19 protein-coding genes and 2 tRNA genes are annotated in these 18,612 nt (G+C 31.8%); 12 read left to right on the forward strand and 9 right to left on the reverse strand.

Annotated features, from left to right (window positions below; all coding sequences use genetic code 11):
• Positions 1–173: 173 nt before the first annotated feature.
• Positions 174–899: a murein L,D-transpeptidase catalytic domain family protein gene (locus tag NYQ10_RS08340; RefSeq protein WP_289879914.1), complete on the forward strand. Its 726-nt coding sequence runs from the start codon at positions 174–176 to the stop codon at positions 897–899.
• On the opposite strand, the gene NYQ10_RS08345 is transcribed toward NYQ10_RS08340, so the two are convergent.
• The gene (locus tag NYQ10_RS08345; RefSeq protein ID WP_289879916.1) at positions 888–2,471 is read right to left on the reverse strand and encodes a L,D-transpeptidase family protein; all 1,584 of its coding nucleotides are present in this window, start codon (positions 2,469–2,471) and stop codon (positions 888–890) included. The two genes, NYQ10_RS08340 and NYQ10_RS08345, sit on opposite strands and share 12 nt — an antisense overlap.
• A gap of 575 nt (positions 2,472–3,046) precedes the next feature.
• Between NYQ10_RS08345 and NYQ10_RS08350 the strand changes: the two genes are divergently transcribed.
• Together NYQ10_RS08350 and NYQ10_RS08355 are read left to right on the forward strand one after the other, a co-directional pair.
• Positions 3,047–3,119, forward strand: a tRNA-Gly gene (locus NYQ10_RS08350).
• A gap of 71 nt (positions 3,120–3,190) precedes the next feature.
• A tRNA-Gly gene (locus tag NYQ10_RS08355) sits at positions 3,191–3,263 on the forward strand.
• 137 nt (positions 3,264–3,400) lie between these two features.
• Here NYQ10_RS08355 and pepE read toward each other — a convergent pair.
• Entirely contained in the window at positions 3,401–4,108 is a 708-nt protein-coding gene (pepE, locus tag NYQ10_RS08360; RefSeq protein ID WP_289879919.1) for a dipeptidase PepE, read from the reverse strand.
• A gap of 163 nt (positions 4,109–4,271) precedes the next feature.
• On the opposite strand from pepE, the gene NYQ10_RS08365 reads away from it, so the two are divergent.
• The 8 genes from NYQ10_RS08365 to NYQ10_RS08400 all read left to right on the forward strand — a co-directional run bounded on the left by NYQ10_RS08365 (position 4,272) and on the right by NYQ10_RS08400 (position 11,128).
• Positions 4,272–5,039 (forward strand): carboxypeptidase-like regulatory domain-containing protein, encoded by a 768-nt coding sequence (locus tag NYQ10_RS08365; protein ID WP_289879920.1) that lies wholly within the window; start codon positions 4,272–4,274, stop codon positions 5,037–5,039.
• A complete protein-coding gene (locus NYQ10_RS08370) occupies positions 5,026–5,790 on the forward strand; it encodes a carboxypeptidase-like regulatory domain-containing protein (RefSeq protein ID WP_289879922.1) in 765 nt (254 codons plus the stop codon). Before NYQ10_RS08365 ends, NYQ10_RS08370 begins: the two co-directional genes overlap by 14 nt.
• A complete protein-coding gene (locus NYQ10_RS08375) occupies positions 5,777–6,505 on the forward strand; it encodes a carboxypeptidase-like regulatory domain-containing protein (RefSeq protein ID WP_289879924.1) in 729 nt (242 codons plus the stop codon). Before NYQ10_RS08370 ends, NYQ10_RS08375 begins: the two co-directional genes overlap by 14 nt.
• Entirely contained in the window at positions 6,495–7,250 is a 756-nt protein-coding gene (locus NYQ10_RS08380) for a hypothetical protein (RefSeq protein ID WP_289879925.1), read from the forward strand. The genes NYQ10_RS08375 and NYQ10_RS08380 overlap by 11 nt, the downstream gene beginning before the upstream one ends.
• Entirely contained in the window at positions 7,247–7,753 is a 507-nt protein-coding gene (locus NYQ10_RS08385; protein WP_289879926.1) for a DUF6702 family protein, read from the forward strand. Before NYQ10_RS08380 ends, NYQ10_RS08385 begins: the two co-directional genes overlap by 4 nt.
• A gap of 66 nt (positions 7,754–7,819) precedes the next feature.
• Positions 7,820–10,063, forward strand: coding sequence for a M1 family metallopeptidase (locus NYQ10_RS08390; RefSeq protein WP_289879928.1), 2,244 nt, complete (start codon positions 7,820–7,822; stop codon positions 10,061–10,063).
• A 154-nt stretch (positions 10,064–10,217) separates the two neighbouring features.
• On the forward strand, positions 10,218–10,565 hold the full coding sequence (locus tag NYQ10_RS08395; protein WP_229354399.1) for a Sec-independent protein translocase subunit TatA/TatB: 348 nt from the start codon (positions 10,218–10,220) through the stop codon (positions 10,563–10,565).
• Positions 10,565–11,128 (forward strand): phosphatase PAP2 family protein, encoded by a 564-nt coding sequence (locus NYQ10_RS08400; RefSeq protein ID WP_289879929.1) that lies wholly within the window; start codon positions 10,565–10,567, stop codon positions 11,126–11,128. The genes NYQ10_RS08395 and NYQ10_RS08400 overlap by 1 nt, the downstream gene beginning before the upstream one ends.
• A 261-nt stretch (positions 11,129–11,389) precedes the next feature.
• Here the strand turns inward: NYQ10_RS08400 and NYQ10_RS08405 are convergent, their stop codons facing one another.
• From NYQ10_RS08405 to NYQ10_RS08430, 6 genes are all read right to left on the reverse strand, one after another.
• Complete coding sequence (locus NYQ10_RS08405) at positions 11,390–12,031, reverse strand: O-methyltransferase (RefSeq protein WP_289879931.1); 642 nt, start codon at positions 12,029–12,031, stop codon at positions 11,390–11,392.
• Between the two features lie 115 nt (positions 12,032–12,146).
• Positions 12,147–12,512: a hypothetical protein gene (locus tag NYQ10_RS08410; RefSeq protein ID WP_276175108.1), complete on the reverse strand. Its 366-nt coding sequence runs from the start codon at positions 12,510–12,512 to the stop codon at positions 12,147–12,149.
• 165 nt (positions 12,513–12,677) lie between these two features.
• On the reverse strand, positions 12,678–13,229 hold the full coding sequence (locus NYQ10_RS08415) for a YceI family protein (protein ID WP_289879934.1): 552 nt from the start codon (positions 13,227–13,229) through the stop codon (positions 12,678–12,680).
• An 11-nt stretch (positions 13,230–13,240) separates the two neighbouring features.
• Entirely contained in the window at positions 13,241–14,692 is a 1,452-nt protein-coding gene (locus NYQ10_RS08420) for a hypothetical protein (protein ID WP_289879935.1), read from the reverse strand.
• 5 nt (positions 14,693–14,697) lie between these two features.
• Positions 14,698–15,264 carry a YceI family protein gene (locus NYQ10_RS08425; protein WP_289879939.1) on the reverse strand — a complete coding sequence of 189 codons (567 nt, stop codon included), beginning with the start codon at positions 15,262–15,264 and terminating at the stop codon, positions 14,698–14,700.
• A gap of 305 nt (positions 15,265–15,569) precedes the next feature.
• Complete coding sequence (locus NYQ10_RS08430) at positions 15,570–16,130, reverse strand: YceI family protein (RefSeq protein ID WP_289879941.1); 561 nt, start codon at positions 16,128–16,130, stop codon at positions 15,570–15,572.
• Positions 16,131–16,460: 330 nt separating this feature from the next.
• Between NYQ10_RS08430 and rlmN the strand changes: the two genes are divergently transcribed.
• Positions 16,461–17,507, forward strand: a complete 1,047-nt coding sequence (gene rlmN, locus NYQ10_RS08435; RefSeq protein ID WP_289879942.1) for a 23S rRNA (adenine(2503)-C(2))-methyltransferase RlmN — start codon at positions 16,461–16,463, stop codon at positions 17,505–17,507.
• Positions 17,508–17,674: 167 nt separating this feature from the next.
• On the opposite strand, the gene NYQ10_RS08440 is transcribed toward rlmN, so the two are convergent.
• The gene (locus tag NYQ10_RS08440) at positions 17,675–18,535 is read right to left on the reverse strand and encodes a hypothetical protein (RefSeq protein ID WP_289879944.1); all 861 of its coding nucleotides are present in this window, start codon (positions 18,533–18,535) and stop codon (positions 17,675–17,677) included.
• Positions 18,536–18,612: the final 77 nt, after the last annotated feature.

The raw sequence follows: 18,612 nt of genomic DNA on the forward strand, positions 1-18,612 counted from the left end.
TCGAAATGTTAAGTTTTTAACCATAAGAAAAAATCTTACAGAATCGGCATATTTATGTTAATAATGTTAAAGTTTAGGCAAAAAATGCCTGAAAATCAGGCTTGTATTTTGCAAGGAGTGAATTTTTTCTACTTTTGCCTTACCCAAATTTTTGTTTAACCTAAAGAATTTCAATGATTTACAAGATTTATCCGTTATTTGTGTTTTTACTATTGTCTTTTACAAAAGATTCGAAAAACACTGCCGATCTAAAAAAGAACGCGACTGAAAAAACGATTGCTAAAGTTGAAAAAGTAACTGTTGATTCAAAAATCGAAAGCGTTTACAGTGCCCTAAATTCAAACAATTTTAAAATGCCTGAACTTAAAACTTTTTCGGAAGCTTTAAAAGGATTTTATTTGTTGAAAGAGAGAGGAGTTATCAAGAAAAATATCTTGACTCTTATTGATTTTAGTATGTCATCAAATACAAAACGTCTGTGGGTTATTGATTTGACAACAAATACTATTTTATACAATTCGCTTGTTGCACACGGAAGAAATACTGGAGAAGAATTTGCTTCAGCATTTTCAAATCTTAATTCTTCTTTCAAAAGCAGTTTAGGATTTTATGCAACTGGAGAAATTTACCAAGGTAAACATGGTGCTTCATTACGTCTAGATGGTCTAGAAAATGGCGTAAATGATAATGCTCGTGAAAGAGGCGTAGTTATGCACGGTGCAGATTACGTATCTGAGTCTTTTATCAGAGATCATAAAAGATTAGGTAGAAGTCAAGGTTGTCCTGCGCTTCCAGTTGGATTGACAAACGAAATCATTCAATTAATAAAAGATAAATCGTGTTTATATATTTATCATCCATCAAGAAGTTTCGCGATGGAAGAAAGACTAATTTCTTAGTTTAGCATATAAATCCGAATCTAAATTATAAATATCAGCTCTGAAAAGGAGCTGATTTTTTTTGCTCCAAGCTGTCCAATACCATTGATATAGCGCGTACTTTTTAGTGATTTTAAAGCTCATTGTTTTTTTACTCGCTATGATAGTGTCAATTCTGTCTTGTGGCCAGTTGCCGTCTACATCTAAAATGTGTTGCGCCAACTCCAACGGATTTTCAACGCGTACACATCCAGAACTCATAGAACGATTATTTCTTCCAAAAATATTACGATGATTGGTATCGTGCAAATAAACGCTATGATGATTTGGGAATAAAATTTTCATTAAACCCAACGAATTAGAATATCCGGGACTTTGTACATAACGATAATTGTTCGGTTTGTTCTCATTCCAATTAACTGGATCGACAACATTTCCAGAAGAATCATAAATAGTGATATTCTTTTTGCTTAAATAATTTCGATTTCGTTTCATTGCAGGAACAACATCTTCTTTCAAAATTGTTGGAGGAACCGTCCAAGTCGGATTAAAAACGACCGTTTTTAAAACCGAAGTAATAATAGGCGTTCTTCTTTTGCTTGTTCCAACAACAACATTTCGAACTAAAGTAGTATCTTGATTTTCTACAACATTAAGACTGTAATCAGGAATATTTATAATGAAATAATTCTCTGCAAATTCATTTGGATACCATCTCCAACGCTCTAAATTGGCAATAATTTGCTCTTTTCTTTTTTCTTTAGAATAATTTAAAGCTTTAATAGTTCCCACACCAATAACGCCATCAGCAGCTAAACCGTGTCTCTCTTGGAATTTTTTAATAGCTTCAAAAGTTTTACTGTCGTATATCTTTGTAAGACTATCTCTTCCGGTAAGATCGTTCCAATAGCGTAATCTTTTTTTAATATTGATTAAAGCGGAATTGGTATCATTTAAAACAATTTTTTCTACCGATTCGATTGTTTTAATCTCATCGTCAGGAAAAGTATTTATAAGTTCAAGCGCTTTTAATAGTTGCTTATAAGTTTGGGTTTTAGGCTGAATATTGTCAACAATGCTATCTAATTTGTTCTTATTAAAAGCTTTAATTAAAACATTATTTACGTCAAATGCCTTTTCATCGAGATCCCAATTGTCATAAAGCTTCTTAGGATCTAGTTTTCCTCTATATAGATCATTTAGGTATTTTTCAAAATTATAAGTCAGCAAAATATCATAAGTTGCTAAATCTTTATCACTTAGAGAGCTTATTCTGGTTTCAAATTTTTTCAGTTGAGATGCCTTATAATCTTCAGGATTTAAACCTAATTCTTCTGATTTTTCTAATTGAGATAAAACATATTTTCTTTTCTGAAGATTTCCCCAAACGGTTTGATTTTCAGAAGCGATATAAAATTGTTTCAGAGTTTCGCTTTTATAAGCGCCAATTATAGCGGTATCAATATCTACTTTTCTTTCATCAGTAAGTATAATTGCTGGTGCTTTTTTAGGGGCAGCAGGAACTGGTTTGGGAGTGTCTTTTTTACAGCCCACAACAATGCATATTACCAATAAAAAGTAAAGTTTTTTCATTCTTGTAATTTTTTAAACATCAAATAATGTTCGCCAACGTCTTTGATATCAAATGATTTATCTAGGGGGTGATAATTCAATTTTTGATAAAAGCCAATAGCTGCCGTTCTGGCGTTAAACCAAATCAAATCAACTTTGTTTGCATTGTAGTAGGTTTTACAATGTTTGATTAAAGTCTCTCCACATATCGTTTTAATGCGTTTCTTAAACTGCCATCCCACGAATTTGGTCTTGATTTTTGCTCGGCAAATATAGTGCTGATTTTTTGAAACAAGGAAATAATTCCTATTAATTTTTTATTAACAAATTATCCGCAAATAATGCTCTGTTTATAAATCGTCTCCTTCGAAGATACGGCTTTCTATTGGTTTTTTCGCTCTTAAAACTGACTAACGAATGATAAAATTTTCTTTTGATGTAATTTCTTCAATTGTAATCATGATTTTTTTGAAAAATATTACTTTTATAACTTTTTAATTTTAAATAAGTTATAAATAATTGTTGTTTTTTCTTGAATTTTTTTGCGAAAAAGCTTGTTTTGAACTGAACTTTCTTTTTATATTTGCACCACCAATGCGAAAGTAGCTCAGTTGGTAGAGCTCCAGCCTTCCAAGCTGGTTGTCGCGAGTTCGAGCCTCGTCTTTCGCTCTAGAAATAAATAATTTTTAGATTTTTATTTTTTTAAAGATTAAAATTGTTTATATTTGCACCCTGTTAATGCGAAAGTAGCTCAGTTGGTAGAGCTCCAGCCTTCCAAGCTGGTTGTCGCGAGTTCGAGCCTCGTCTTTCGCTCTTTAGAAGCCTCAAACATTGTTTGAGGCTTTTTTGTTTTTTATCATTTTTAAACCATATAAGTGATATAAGAAAATTTAAGTTCTTTTATTTGAGTATTTTTTAAATGAACTTATATCACTTATATGGTTTATAAATTAGTTCAGATTGCTTAAATCGCTTTCTGTTTCTAGTTCGATTGGAGTTTTATTTTGCTGGAATAAGCGAGCAGATAAATCTCCTTTCAGAGTAATCTTATCTCCTTTTACTTCTAGCCAGCTTCCTTCTCTTAAACCTAAAACCGGAATCGAATTAAAAGCATGAAACTCTTTAATTCTTGTTTCGCGAGTTTCTCCCATATGTTTAGATTGCAAATCTGCGTCTAAATAATGCGGATTTAAGTTGAAAGGAATTAATCCTAAAGTTTGGAAACTTGGCGGATAAATGATAGGCATGTCGTTTGTCGTCTGCATCGATAATCCGCATATATTACTTCCGGCGCTTGATCCTAAATAAGGCGTGCCATTTTTTACAGTTTCAGAAAGTAACTGCATGATATTGTTTTTATAAAGCTGCGTAACTAATAAAAAAGTATTTCCGCCTCCCGTAAATATTCCTTCTGCATTTTTTACAGCATCCTGCGGATTTTCAAATTCGTGAATTCCTTTAACTTCTATGTCAATTTTTACAAATGCTTCTTTGGCTTTCTGTGTGTATTCGTCGTGCGAAATGCCGCTTGGACGCGCGTAAGGAATAAACAAAATGCTTTTGCAATTTTTAAAATGCGATTGTAAAACAGGTAAAATGTATTCTAAATATCCGCCTCCGTGCAAAGTTGAGGTGCTTGCGATGATAATGCTTTTCATGATTATAAAAATGGTAATTTGTTTGTTAAAGGTATTAAAAAGTCTGTTTTTATGTAGATTTTTAAAATTTTAATTAACATTTTTTTACCAAGTCGTTAATATTAAATTTGGAGCGGATTGAGATATTTTTACCCTTTTAAGAATATTTTTAATTTATTTCATTTTGATTCAGAAAATTACTTGTTTTTTAGTTGTTTTAACGGTTCAAACTTGCTTGTCTCAAGTGCAGGACAGGTCTATTATAAACGGTAAAGTCGAATCAAATACTTCAGATTTGAGTGGTATTTATGTTATTAATGCTCAAACAGAAGAAACGGTTACAACAAACACTTCTGGATCTTTTTCGATTTTAGCAAAACCAGATGATATTTTGGTTTTTTCTTCAATAAGTTATAAAGAAAAAAGAATTTCACTGAAAGCAGAAGATTTTTCAAATCTTAATTTTACTGTGAAATTGAATATGGTCATGTATCAATTGCAAGAAGTTGTAATCAAAAAATATGATAATATCAATGCAGAAAGTTTAGGTGTAATACCTTATGGTCAAAAAAAATATACTGAAGCAGAAAGAAAATTGCATACGGCAACGGCATTGAATGCAACTGCAAATGGAGGCGGAATGGTGGGTGGATCTATTTCTGCTGATCCTTTACTTAATTTTTTCTCAGGAAGAACAGCGATGTTAAAAAAGGAAGTGGCTGTAGAGAAAAAAGAGTTTTTAATGAGACTTTTAGAAAATATGTTTAGTTTGGAACATTTTATTGACAGATTAAAAATTCCTGCGGAATATGTAAAAGGATTTGAATATTATGCAATAGAAAACGACAAGTTTACAGTAATTTTAAATTCGAAAAATAAGACTTCGACAGAATTCTTGTTGGGCGAGTTAGCAGTAAAATATAAAGAAATGCTTGCTGTTGGAAACAAGTAAAGCCATATCAGCACTATTTCTTCTGATTGTTCAAACAGGTTTTGGACAGACAGAATTAAAGCTGTTGCATGGAAAGATAGTTTTAAGTTCTAAACCAGTTGAAGGAGTTAATGTAATCAATAATAATTCGCAAATATCTACGATTTCAGATTCGCAAGGCAATTTTTCAATTCCAGTAAAAGAAAATGAAATTTTGGTTTTTTCGGCGGTTAATTTAAATCCTTTAAAAAGACGAATTGTAAAAGATGATTTAAGATCTTCAGAATTGTTAATCGAAATGACAGTAAAAGAACTTGAATTGCAAGAAGTTATTGTTGACGAAAATACAGCTATTACAGCTGAAAATTTAGGTATAATTCCTAAAGGTCAGAAAAAATATACGCAGGCAGAAAGACAATTAGCGACAGCTGGAGATTTTAAACCAATAATGTTGTTGGGTCTTTTAGGAGGTTCGATGCAGCTTGATCCGTTAATCAATAAAATTAATGGGAGAACAAAACGATTAAAAGCAAATGTTGAAATTGAGAAAAAGGAAAAAAATCTCCTCAAATTAGGTTATTTGTTTGATGATGTCTACTTTGTTCAAAAGTTGCAAATAGCCAAAGAAAATGTAAATGAATTTAAACTTTTTGTGATTGAAAACAACGAATTTTGCACGGTTTTAAATTCAAAAAATAAAACTTCGACAGAATTTCTTTTAGGAGAATTGGCTGCAAAGTATAAAGAAATAATTTCTAGTGAAAATAACTAAAAACATATCTATAATTGTTCTGGTTTTATTTGTTCAAATTTGTTTTGGACAAAAAAATGATTTAAAACAATTGATTGGAAAGGTGATAGAGCATTCCACACCAATAGAAGGAGTTAATATTATCAATAATGCAACTCAAGTAGCAACTGTTTCAGATTCTGAAGGTAATTTTTCGATGCAGGTTAAAGAAGGAGATGTTTTGGTTTTTTCTGCTGTAAACCTTGAGCCATTGAAACATAGAGTTGTATCTGGCGATTTTTATCCTAACATTTTAATTGTTAAAATGACTGCGAAAGAAGTCGAATTGAAAGAGGTTGTGGTTAATGAAAATGCGAATATTACAGCCGAAAATTTAGGAATAATTCCGTACGGACAAAAAAAATATACTCCAGCAGAAAGAAAAGTTTATACGGCAACTTCGACTTCCGTAGATAAGCTTTTGAATGCTATTTCAGGTCGAACTACTATGCTGAAAAAAGAAGTAAATGTGGAGAAAAAAGAAGCGCTTTTTAGAAAACTAGAATATCTTTTTGAAGAGAATTATTACACAGATAGATTGAAGATTCCGGTTGATGATATTAAAGGATTTCAATTATTTTGTGTGGATGATGCTGATTTTGCTGTATCTTTGAATAGTAAAAACAAAACAATGAGTATGTTTTTAATCACAGATCTAGCAAGAAAATATCTAACAATTCTCGAAAATGAAAAATAAATTAGGAGTACTCGTTGTCTGCTTATTTTGTCAAATTGTATTAGGGCAAAACGATTCAAGGAAGCCATTACATGGTCAAGTTTTAAATGACTTTTTAGCCATTGAAAGTGGTTATGTAATGAATATTAATGCCAATGTCAGAACATTTATTGGTTCAGGCGGTTTGTTTGATATTATGGCGCGACCAAAAGATACGTTGCTGTTTTCTGGTTTGGCATTTCAATCAAAAAAAATCATTTTAACAGAGAAGGATTGCGCTGAAGTGCTTTTTAAGGTAAAATTAGATTTAGTAAATAATCAGCTTAAAGAAGTTGTTGTTCATAAAGAATTAAAAGTCAAAGCTCTTGGAGGCGGTTCGCAAGGTATTGTAGATATGCAGTTTGAAGATGATAAGCAATCTACAGCAAAAAATACGGCAATGATGTCGGATCAAACGATAAAATACGGAATGGATTTTGTTCGTATTTTTAAAGATGTCAAAAAACTTCTTAAGAAAAAAGACGATATAAAAGACGAAGAAATAACGGATATCGCTTTTGTGGAATATGCGAAAGATAATTTTACAAAAGACTTTTATACCAATACATTAAATCTTAAAGAAGATGAAATCGAATTGTTTTTAATGTATTGTTCCAATGATCCGCACTCAAAACAAATGGTTAATCCTGATCAGAAATTTCAATTGATAGATTTCATGATTAACAAGAATAAAGAATTTAAGAAAGCGGCTGCTGCTCAAAAATGAAAAATAAATTAGTTTACTGTTTTCTGGCGGTCGTATTTGTATTGTCTTCCGCATTTACTTTTCATAAATTTTATGTTGGAGTTTTTCAGGTAAATTATGTTGCCGAAAAAAAGATGATTCAGATAACTTCGCGCATTTTTATTGATGATTTGAATAATGCGATGGAAAAAAAGTACCATAAAAAAACTTTTGTAGGTACCGAAAAAGAAACGCAGGCAGATCTCGATTTATTCGAAAAATATCTTTCAGAAAACTTTTTGATAAAAGTAAACGGTCAGTCAAAAAAAATAACTTTTTTGTCTAAAGAAGTCGAAGCGGGAGATGTTCTAGTTTGTTATTCTAGAATTAAGGATATTGATAAGTTTAAAACATTAGAAATTTCGAATACAATCTTAGTGGATTGGAACTCAGAACAGCAAAACATTACACATATTTCAGTATTTGATACCAAAAAGAGTGTTCTTTTTACACAATCTTCAAGGAAAGAAGTGTTAAAATATTAAATCAAGTCTTGAAATTATGTATTAATTACTATTTTCACAGCCTGACAAATTACCATTTAACTTTTTATGAAAAAACTTTCATTATTATTGCTTTTTCCTGCATTTTTAGTTGCACAGGAAAACGCAGGAACTGCCCCTGTTAGGCAACAAGGAAAATACGATACCAATAAATTTAGCCAGATGTACGATTTATTGGCTACTCCAAATATGTTTCGTACTGCTTCTGGTGCTCCAGGACCAGCTTATTATCAACAACAAGCCGATTACAAAATTGATATTGAATTAGACGATAAAAATTCAAAATTAAGCGGATCTGAGGTTATTACTTATAGCAATAATTCTCCAGATTCTTTGGAATATTTATGGATTCAATTAGATCAAAATCAGGCTAGAGCCAATACGCAAACTTCATTAGCAGAAAGTGATAAAATTAGTCAGGTTCTACCACTTGATGGGTTTTCTTCTAAATATTTGAAGAAAGATTTAGAGCGCGGTTTTAATATTGAGCAGGTAAAAGATGCAAAAGGTAATGCAATGTCGTATACCATCAACGAGACCATGATGCGTATTAATTTGACTTCACCTTTAAAACCGGGAGAAAAAATCTCTTTTTCAATAAAATGGTGGTACAACATCAACAATTATAGAAAAGAAGGCGGTCGTTCTGGTTATGAATTATTCGAGAAAGACGGTAATAAATTATATGTAATTGCGCAATTCTACCCAAGAATGGCAGTTTATAATGACGTTGAGGGATGGCAGAATATGCAATTCTGGGGAAGCGGAGAGTTTGCTCTTCCTTTCGGAAATTTTGATGTAAATATTACTGTTCCTGCAGATCACGTAATTGATGCTACTGGAGAATTAACAAATAGAAGCGAAGTTTTTACAGCAGAACAAGTAAAAAGATACGAACAAGCTCAAAAATCATTTGACAAACCTGTTGTTATTGTAACGCAAGCAGAAGCAGAAGCAGCTGAAAAAGGTTTTTCTGAAAAGAAAAAAACTTGGAAATTCAGCGCTAAAAATGTTCGTGATTTCGGAATTGCTTCTTCAAGAAAATTCATTTACGATGCAATGGCTGTAAAAATCGGAAACAGAACTGTTATGGCAGAATCTGTTTATCCAAAAGAATCAAATCCGCTTTGGGGAGAAACTTCTACAATGGTTGTGGCGCATACTTTAAAAAGTTATTCATCTCATACTTTTGATTATCCTTATCCAAAAGCGGTTTCAGTTTCAGCGGAAGATCAAGGAATGGAATATCCAATGATTTGCTGGAATTACGGTCGTCCTGACGAAAATGGTGTAACGAGCAAAGAAGTTAAAAACGGAATGATTGGTGTTGTAATTCACGAAGTTGGACATACTTTCTTTCCAATGATTGTGAATTCGGATGAGCGCCAATGGACTTGGATGGATGAAGGTTTAAATTCATTTTTAGAGTATTTAGCAGAACAAGAATTAGATTCTAATTTTCCTTCTAGAAGAGGACCAGCAAAAAATATTGTTCCTTACATGAGTGGTGATCAAAAGTTTTTGGAGCCGATTATGTCGAATTCAGAAACAATTCATCAGTTTGGAAATAACGCTTACGGAAAACCGGCTACAGGTTTAAATATTTTGAGAGAAGTCGTTATGGGAAGAGAATTGTTTGATCACGCTTTTAAAACGTATGCAAACAGATGGAAGTTCAAACACCCAACTCCAGAAGATTTCTTTAGAACGATGGAAGATGCTTCGGCAGTAGATTTGGATTGGTTTTGGAGAGGTTGGTTTTACTCAACAGATTTCGTAGATATCGGAATTAAAGAAGTAAAACAATATTATGTTTCAGAAACGCCAACTGCTGATCTTAAAAATGTAAAAGTTAGAAAAGGACGTTTTGGTTTTGAAAAAGGCCCTTTTGTTTATTTAGTTGCTGGAGATAATGCAGAAGTAAAAGCGTCTTCTAAAAAGGCATTAGAAGTTGAAGAATTTAAAACTTTAGCAGATTATGTAGATCAGACTTTTACGGCTGAAGAAAAAGCAAACATCAAATCGCCTAAATATTTCTATGAAGTAGAATTTAATAAACCAGGCGGAATGATTATGCCGATTTTAGTTGAAATCACATACGAAGACGGTTCTAAAGACAATTACAAATATCCAGCGCAAATCTGGAGAAAAGGTAATGAATCGGCTAGAAAAGTATATGCTACAACTAAAGCAATTAAAAGTATTCAGGTCGATCCAAAATTGCTTACAGCAGATATTGATGTAACCAATAATTCTTGGCCAAAAGTAGAAACGAAGTCAAAATTTGACTAAATAAATAAAAAGTTAGAGAAAAGTTCATTGGGAATAAAAGCCTAATGAACTTTTTTCTTTTTTTTAATAAATGCATTTTAAAGGACTTTTTAAGTTAATTTTAAAACTCTAAGGTGCAAAATTTAATATCTTTGCGTCAACAAAAATAAAAGTTATGTTTGGTATAGGAGGAGGAGAATTAGTTTTTATACTGTTTATAGTACTAATGCTTTTTGGTTCAGATAAAGTTCCAGAAATTGCTCGTACAATGGGAAAGGCTATGGCTCAGTTAAAAAATGCAACTAATGATATTAAAAGTGAAATTCAAAAAGGAGCTGAGGCCAACGGTCTTGACTCTAAATCTTTGACTGATATCACAGGAAATATCAATGCAGAAATTAATAATGCAAAATCTAATTTACTCGGAGATACAGGAAATCTTTTAGGAGATACAACCAATGAAATTGAAAAAGTAAAAGAAGATATTGACACACTTTCTGGACCTATTAAACGCCAAAGATAATGCTTGAAACAATAAAGGAATTAGATGAAAATCTCTTAATATATCTTAACGGATTAGGTTCTGAAACATATGATAAACTTTGGCTGATTATAACGAATCAGTTATATTGGACACCATTTTTTCTATTACTTTTTTATCTTATTTATAAAAAAATAGGAGGTAAGCAGACTTTGTATTTATTGCTTTTTATAGCAGTTCTGATTGCTTTTACAGATCAGACTTGTAATTTATTCAAGCATATTTTTCAGCGTTTACGTCCTTGTAATGATCCAGAAGTAAATACCATTATTCGAGTTGTTCAGGTTAGAAAATCATTTAGTTTTTTCTCTGGGCATGCTGCTAATACAATGGCGGTTGCAACTTTCTTATTTTGGGTTTTAAGACGTTATTTTAAATACATAGGTTTCTTATTCTTATGGCCTTTAATATTTGCTTACAGCCGAATTTATTTAGGATTACATTTTCCAGGAGATATTCTTGCAGGGTATTTCTTTGGAGCACTTTTCGGATCGCTTATTTATTTAGTGTACAGAAAATTGAAACCACAATATTTTCCAGAATAGAGTTTTTAGGAAAATGCTAAAGTTCTGAGGCACTAAGATTTTAAGATTCTTTTTGTAGAGATGCGTCTCAGTGCGTCTAGCATTAGATTCGAAAAAAAATAAAATTATAATAAATTGCCTCCAGCTTTAGCTGGAGGTTTTTTTTATGGAAAAGGAAAAGGCTTTAGCCAAATTATAGATTGTTTAATTTGGCTAAAGCCTTTAATGTTGCTAAGATTATGTTCCTCCAGCTAAAGCTGGAGGCAATTCATTTTACTGCTTTTATAAAACCCTACTAACGGTCAACCCATCACGAATCGGCAATAAAACCGTCTCCACTCTAGGATCATCTTTTAAAAGCTGATTGTATTCTAAAAGCACTTTTGTACTAACATCATTTGGGTGAACTGGTTCCAGAATTTTTCCGCTCCATAAAACATTATCCGATAAAATAATTCCGCCTTTATTCATTTTTGGAACAATCATTTCCCAATAATTAAGATAGTTTTCTTTATCAGCATCAATAAAAACCAAATCAAATTTTACGTCTAAATCTGGAATAATATTTACAGCTTCTCCCAAATGCTGAAAAATCTGTTTTCCCCAAGGTGATGCATCAAAATATTTTCTTTGAAAATCTACTAATTCTTCTTTAATATCAATAGTATGCAATTGTCCAGTTTGCTGCATTCCCTCACATAAACACAATGCTGCATAACCTGTGTAAGTTCCGATTTCAAGAATATTTACAGGACGAATTAATTTAGATAACATACTCAAAACGCGTCCTTGAAAATGACCGCTTAACATTCTTGGCAATAATATTTTTTGGTATGTTTCTTTATTAAGTTTTGCTAGTAATTCTGGCTCATTTTCTGAGTGCTGTTCGATGTAATCTTCTAATTCTTGTGATATAAAATGCATGTTGTAGTATCTTGTAATTTCAGATGCAAAAATACAAAAAATATTGGCGAACTATTTGGCATAAAAAAACCATTCGTTTTTGGCGAATGGTTTCCGTTTTTACTTTTTAATTTGCTTATTTTTTCAAAGCTTCATTTACTTCTTTAGCTGTTTTTACAGTTCCGTCTTTGGCAGCTTTAGCAGCATTTTCAACTTTTTCTGCACCTTTTTTAGTTGCATCTTTTACATCTTCAGCAGCTTTTTTAGTAGCGTCTTTTACATCTTGAGCTGCAGTTTCAGTCGCATCTTTAGCTTTAGTAGCAGCGCTTTCAGCTTTACTTACAGCGCTATCTTTAACTTCTTCGATATCTGTTGTTAGAGAGTCAACTTTGTTTCCAAGAGTTAATTCGTCTTCAGCAGGTTTTGTTTCTTTTTTTTCGCAAGATTGAACCGCGAATGCTAATAAAGCGATAACAGCTAAACTTAAAATTTGTTTTTTCATAATTTCAATTTTTTTTAGGTTGATAAAACTTAAAGGTTAAATGGCTGAAAAATAAAAATACAAATTTTAAAATGATTGAGCTCTTTGTAAGATTATTTTTCTTTCGAGAGCAAGACAATTCTTATGCCAAAAATTTTGAATTTTGAAGAGAGAAGATATTTTTTTTTAATTTTTATATAAACTGAAATTTATAATAATATCATCTTTTACTTTTATAAGTCCAGCCATTTTTACTGGAGCTTCTAATTCAATATCGGAGAATTTTAAATTTAAAGTTCCTTGAATTTTTTCATCAGAATTGTATAAGGTAAAATCTTTGTATTTCAGTGTTTTGTCTGTAATGTAAAAGTTGAGTCTGCATTTGTAATTTTTGCCGTCTTTTTTAATATCGGTAATGCTTACTGTACTGTTTGGAAATTTTTTCACCTTTACAGTTCCTTGCAAATCCTTTGTCATTATTTTGTTGCCACAATCAAAATTTGACATTTTAATGTCGGTATTGAAAGTGTTCTTTTTAGTACAATTTACATAAACCGTGTCCTTTATATTAAAGGTGTTAGAGCAATTGTATTTACCAACTGTAGATAGTCCTGTGATTTCTATTTTAATTTTATTTATTACCACAGCCGTATCTTCTGGTAAAAAAGTGGGTTTAGCACTTCCTAAGAAAAAGAAAATTGCTAAACCCATAATTAATATTGAAAATCTCGTTTTCATTTTTGTTTATATTAAAATGCAATTACTGCTTCGAATACTAAACCGTTAAATTTACCACCATAAAAGTTATTTACGTTTCCAGTAGCAGGATCTCCTGTAAATTGTGAGTAATTTTTATAGTTTTGATTAACGTAGTTTAATTTAGCTAAAATGTTTTTAGTCATAAACCAACCAGCACTTGCTTCAAATTTATCAACTGTAACTTCTTTGGCATCAGCATTAGATAATTTTCCAGATACGGTATTGTATTTTCCTCCAAGATAGAATTGTTCAGTTTTTCCAAATCTGTAAATAAGCTCTGAAGCATATTGATTAGCAGTACGTTTGTCGTCAGTTCCAGCTTTATCTCCTCCTGAAGCTAATTCGATTGTCCCGAAGAATTCAAGTCCTTTATATTTTACAAAAGGGTTAATCATGTAAGTAGTAGCCCAGTTTTTGAAATTAGGGTTGAACGTTGCTTCTGGAGTAGATGTTTTACTAAAACTAGTAGCAACATCAGTAGTAGTTGTAGAAATAACATTTCCGTTAGCATCGGTCTTAGTAATAGTATTTTTATAAGCATTATTATTCAAGATACCCCAATAACCAAATCCTGATCTATTTGCAGAATAGATGTTTGCGTTACCAAGATTTGCATTATGGTAGTAAGAACCAGTTAATCTTATTCTTAAATCTTCATTAATCTGTTTGTCATAACCAAATTTAGCTAAGATTGAAGGGCTGTGTGTTGTATTTGCGTTCGGACCAGAAGGGTAAAAAACTTCTTCATTACTTTGGTTTAAATTACCATTTGTAACACCTAACATGCTTACCCATCCGCTTCTGTTGTAGTAAACCTCCATACCCATTTCTGTAGAGAAAGAATACATGATGTTGTTTCCAACAAATGCATTTCTGATTGTATTACCATTATCAGAACCTCTAAAGTGAGCATCACCAAAATTGTTCTCCATTTGCCCAATTTTAATTGTAGCATATTTCATTACATCAGCCAAGAAATCTTTTTTGATGAAGTCTAACTTATCAATTTGTAAATAGCCACCTTTTACATAAGAATCATTGTGGTGTCTAGAAGCCAAATAAATATCTAAATTTACTCTTACTCCGTCAAACAATTGAGCACCAATATACATATCAGCTGCAGGAAGCGTAAAATTGTTTTCAGTATTCATTAAACGATATCCAGTAATTGTTCTAGTTGTAGTACCAGTAGGTGTTGTAGTAATAGTAGTAGAACTAGCGGGTTGGTCGTTGAATGAATTTGTTGCTTGGAAATCCATGTTGAAAGCACCTCCAAGGTCGATACTTAGGCCTTTAAATTCTCTAGTGTCTTTTTGTACGTCGAAAACATTGATACCGTCTTTCCCTCTAGAAATTTGGTTTTGCATATTTCCAAAGCTAACTTGTGCCTCAACAGCAAACGTACTTATTAATGTAATAAAAAGGATATAAATCTTCTTCATGGCAATTATAAATTAAAGTTTAAATTAAATTTTATGGTTAGGTCTTGTCCTGTTTTAATGGTGCCAAGCATTGCAGTTGGCGATTTCATTCCGAAATCTGTAAAAGTTATTTTATTTGAACCTTGCAGATTTAAACCATCTTTTGTAAGGGCTGTTTTTGCAGTTGTTTTGTATACTTTGCTAACACCAGCAATCGTATAAGTTCCTGTAAGTTCCCAAGTTGTTTCGTTTACTTTTTCGGCAGATTTTAAGACGTATTTTATGTTTTTGTTTTTATCTGTTTTTAAAGTTTCGTAAGCTACTTTGTCCATGCTTTTTTTCTCGCTTTTTACAGTTTCAGCTGGAAGATTTATTGTCAATGCTTCGATATCTGTTAGTTTTCCGTTAGCAATATTTAACGAAGCAGTTCCAGTTCCAGAAGCCGATTTCATTTCCCAGTCATGTAGTGTTGAGGTTCCAGCAACAGAAAAAGTAGATTTGTCTAAAGTGTATGATTTTTGTGCTGTAGCAATTGTAGTTATTCCTAAAAATGCAGTAACAACGGCTAAAAATTTTAAGGTATTTGTTTTCATTTTGTCATGTTTTTTATTTTAAAAAATAAGTTAATGTGTCGGCCAGTTTCTATTTAGTACTAAGAATGTTGTTTTAACTTGTATCAAAGATCCTTCTATAAATCAGTTGAATACATGATAAAAATCATTGTTAAAATTTTATTAAATAGGTATTTAATAACTACAACGTTTTCATTTTTTATTAAATCGATCAATAAGGCAAAAAGTGGTGTTTGATTTTATTAAATTGTCAGTTTTTAACATTTAGTTAGAAAAAATAAAAACTTAAAAAGTGTATTTATTTTAACATTAGAAATCGATTCTCTTTAGCTTAAAATAATGTTGAAGATTACAGTCAAATCTTTTCCAGCTTTTACAACGCCGAGAGCAGCTTTTGGAGGAGTCATTTCGAAATCGCCAAACGTGATTTGGTTAGACCCTTGTAAAGTCAAAGTTCCATTAGAGAATGTTATTCTTACTTGAGTTGCAAATTCTTTACTTACGCCAGCAATAGTATAGATTCCAGTTAAGTTCCAAGTTGTTTCGTCTACTTTTACCGCAGATTTTAAAGTGTATTCAATACTTTGATGATTTTCAGTGTCAAGGGCTTCATACGCTACTTTGTCCATACTTGTTTTATAGCTTTTTAAGCTTTCTGCCAATAATGAAATGTTTAAGCTGTTAATTCCAATTAGTTTAGAATCTTTTATGGTCAGATTCGCTGTGCCTGTTCCTTCTGTAGATTTCATTACCCAATCGTGAACTGTAGAAGTTCCGGCTACTTCAAAAGTGGAATTTGTAGTTACATTGTAAGTTCTTTGGGCATTTATCTGTAAAGAAGCGGTTGTAAAAATTGCCATTAATAGGATTGATTTAATTTTTTTCATCTTGATTATGTATAGGTTAATTTTAATCAGGTGAGTTCGATAGTGGTTGAGAACTAACCTTGTTTCTTGGATCAAAATTAGAATGGACATAAAAGAAACGGAATGATAAAAATCATGGCAAAAGTTTTATTAAATCTTTACTGTAAAGGATGAAGCGATCAATTCAAACTCAATTCATTTTTTGTGAAGAATAATTCGATTGTAAATATTTGTTCTTTATTGTGTTGTGTGTTTTTTGCGAAAGCTGTAATGATTCGTCTTTTTTCAAGTAGATTTTAAGAATGTATTTAAAAAGCTAAGAAAAATGACAAAAGTGATTAACTTTGCAGCATGCAAATGGAGAAAAAAGACATACGCGCCTTATCAAAAGATCAGCTTCGCGATTTTTTTATTGAAAATGGAGATAAAGCTTTTCGCGGAAATCAGGTTTATGAATGGTTGTGGAGCAAAGGAGCTCACAGTTTTGAGGATATGACAAACGTAGCAAAATCTACGAGATCAATGCTTGAAAACAGTTTTGTAATCAATCATATTAAGGTTGATACGATGCAGAAAAGCAGCGACGGAACTGTAAAAAATGCCGTTCGACTTCATGACGGACTTGTGGTTGAATCAGTTTTAATTCCAACTGATACACGAACGACAGCTTGTGTTTCTAGTCAGGTTGGATGCAGTTTAGATTGTAATTTCTGCGCGACTGCAAGATTAAAAAGAATGCGTAATCTAGAACCAGGCGAAATCTACGATCAGGTTTTAGCTATCGATAAAGAAAGTCGTTTGTATTACAATCATCCACTTTCTAATATTGTTTTTATGGGAATGGGAGAACCTTTAATGAATTATAACAACGTCATTAAAGCGATCGATATGATTACTTCGGAAGAAGGTTTAGGAATGTCTCCAAAAAGAATTATGGTTTCTACTTCTGGAATTCCGAAAATGATTAAGAAAATGGCAGATGATGATGTGAAGTTTAAACTTGCCGTTTCTTTACATTCTGCAATTGATGAAACTCGTGCTCGAATCATGCCTTTCAGTAAAAATTTCCCTTTAAAAGATTTACGAGAAGCATTAGAATATTGGTACAGAAAAACAAAAAGCAAAATTTCATACGAATATGTAGTTTGGAAAGGAATCAATGATGATAAAGCTTCAGTCGATGCTTTGGTAAAATTCTGTAAATATGTTCCATGCAAAGTCAATTTGATTGAATATAATCCAATTGATGACGGAGAATTCCAGCAAGCTTCAGAAGAATCAATAATGGCTTATATAAAAGCTTTAGAAAATATTGGAGTAGTGGTAAAAGTGAGAAGAAGCCGAGGAAAAGATATCGACGCAGCTTGCGGACAACTGGCAAATAAAGAAGCAGAATAAAAATCTACTAAAAATATTCCGTTAGGAATATTTCGTCAGTAGAAAAAAAATATTGACAATGATGAATAGGTCCCTTCGGGGCATTTGAACATAAACAAAATAAAAAAAGCATTAAAAACGAGAAATAATTCTTGTTTTTAATGCTTTTTTGTTGGGCAAAAAGGATATTATTTTTTCAAATCTATTTCTTCCGTAACTCCGTCTTTTGTTACTTTCGCGAGTGTATCGCAATCTCCGTTTCCGTAATCTATAGTTGCCGAAGCACCATTTTTGGTAATAGAAACAATTCCTTTTACTGCAAAAGATTTTCTGCATGAAGCGTTAAATTCTAAAGGAGTTGTGATTTCTGCAGTAAAAGTATCACCATTTGGGAAAGTTGTAGAACCACTTCCAGTTACTACAAATGCGTTGTCATCCCAATCAAACCAAGTATCGTAACCAGATGTCATTTCTTTTACCAAAGTTCCTTTTCTAGTATAAACTTTACCGTCATCAAAAGTAATAGTTAAATCTATCGAAGCTGTTGAAACTGGATGCGCAGTCACTAAAATATTGGTTTCTTTAATTGTTCTCACAATACTTTTGCTTCCCTGAATTTTTTTACCATTATGATAAAAACCATCAAAAGTGTAGCTTATTGTTTGTGTAGAAGAACTAAAATCATTCGAAAAAGAAACAACCATTTTTCCTTTTACGGTATTTCCGTTATTCAAAGTACAGCCTTCAACTCCAAAATCAACTGTTTTTGTCCAAGTATTATTGGTTAAAACGGTTGTAATTGTGGCGCAACTTGGCAAGAAATTTTTGATTGGTCCGCCTGGTTTTGCATTTACATTGAGTTGCGCACTAAATTGATCTTCAGCAATATTTGTAACATCTTCAACAGAAGCGTCGATTTTAGAATTGGTTATAATTTCTTCGTTCGTAATCGCTTTTCCTGATCCATCATTTGTTTTTTCATCAGAACTACAGCCGATAAAAAAAGACATTGTAATAAAAGTACCAATTAATAAAAATTTTGTTTTCATAAATAAATAGTTTGGGTTATTTTTTTAATTAATGAATTCAAATCAGTATTAGTTAGAACTATTTTTGGTGTTTTTTT

Origin of the sequence: Flavobacterium johnsoniae (assembly GCF_030388325.1) — a bacterium.
Taxonomy (GTDB): Bacteria; Bacteroidota; Bacteroidia; order Flavobacteriales; family Flavobacteriaceae; genus Flavobacterium; species Flavobacterium johnsoniae_C.

Bases quoted from the DNA above. Each gene is read 5' to 3' on its own strand.
- NYQ10_RS08340 (WP_289879914.1), top strand. From the start codon at position 174: ATGATTTACAAGATTTATCCGTTATTTGTGTTTTTACTATTGTCTTTT.
- NYQ10_RS08345 (WP_289879916.1), bottom strand. From the start codon at position 2,471: ATGAAAAAACTTTACTTTTTATTGGTAATATGCATTGTTGTGGGCTGT.
- pepE (WP_289879919.1), bottom strand. From the start codon at position 4,108: ATGAAAAGCATTATCATCGCAAGCACCTCAACTTTGCACGGAGGCGGA.
- NYQ10_RS08380 (WP_289879925.1), top strand. From the start codon at position 6,495: ATGAAAAATAAATTAGGAGTACTCGTTGTCTGCTTATTTTGTCAAATT.
- NYQ10_RS08385 (WP_289879926.1), top strand. From the start codon at position 7,247: ATGAAAAATAAATTAGTTTACTGTTTTCTGGCGGTCGTATTTGTATTG.
- NYQ10_RS08390 (WP_289879928.1), top strand. From the start codon at position 7,820: ATGAAAAAACTTTCATTATTATTGCTTTTTCCTGCATTTTTAGTTGCA.
- NYQ10_RS08395 (WP_229354399.1), top strand. From the start codon at position 10,218: ATGTTTGGTATAGGAGGAGGAGAATTAGTTTTTATACTGTTTATAGTA.
- NYQ10_RS08400 (WP_289879929.1), top strand. From the start codon at position 10,565: ATGCTTGAAACAATAAAGGAATTAGATGAAAATCTCTTAATATATCTT.
- NYQ10_RS08405 (WP_289879931.1), bottom strand. From the start codon at position 12,031: ATGCATTTTATATCACAAGAATTAGAAGATTACATCGAACAGCACTCA.
- NYQ10_RS08410 (WP_276175108.1), bottom strand. From the start codon at position 12,512: ATGAAAAAACAAATTTTAAGTTTAGCTGTTATCGCTTTATTAGCATTC.
- NYQ10_RS08415 (WP_289879934.1), bottom strand. From the start codon at position 13,229: ATGAAAACGAGATTTTCAATATTAATTATGGGTTTAGCAATTTTCTTT.
- NYQ10_RS08420 (WP_289879935.1), bottom strand. From the start codon at position 14,692: ATGAAGAAGATTTATATCCTTTTTATTACATTAATAAGTACGTTTGCT.
- NYQ10_RS08425 (WP_289879939.1), bottom strand. From the start codon at position 15,264: ATGAAAACAAATACCTTAAAATTTTTAGCCGTTGTTACTGCATTTTTA.
- NYQ10_RS08430 (WP_289879941.1), bottom strand. From the start codon at position 16,130: ATGAAAAAAATTAAATCAATCCTATTAATGGCAATTTTTACAACCGCT.
- rlmN (WP_289879942.1), top strand. From the start codon at position 16,461: ATGCAAATGGAGAAAAAAGACATACGCGCCTTATCAAAAGATCAGCTT.
- NYQ10_RS08440 (WP_289879944.1), bottom strand. From the start codon at position 18,535: ATGAAAACAAAATTTTTATTAATTGGTACTTTTATTACAATGTCTTTT.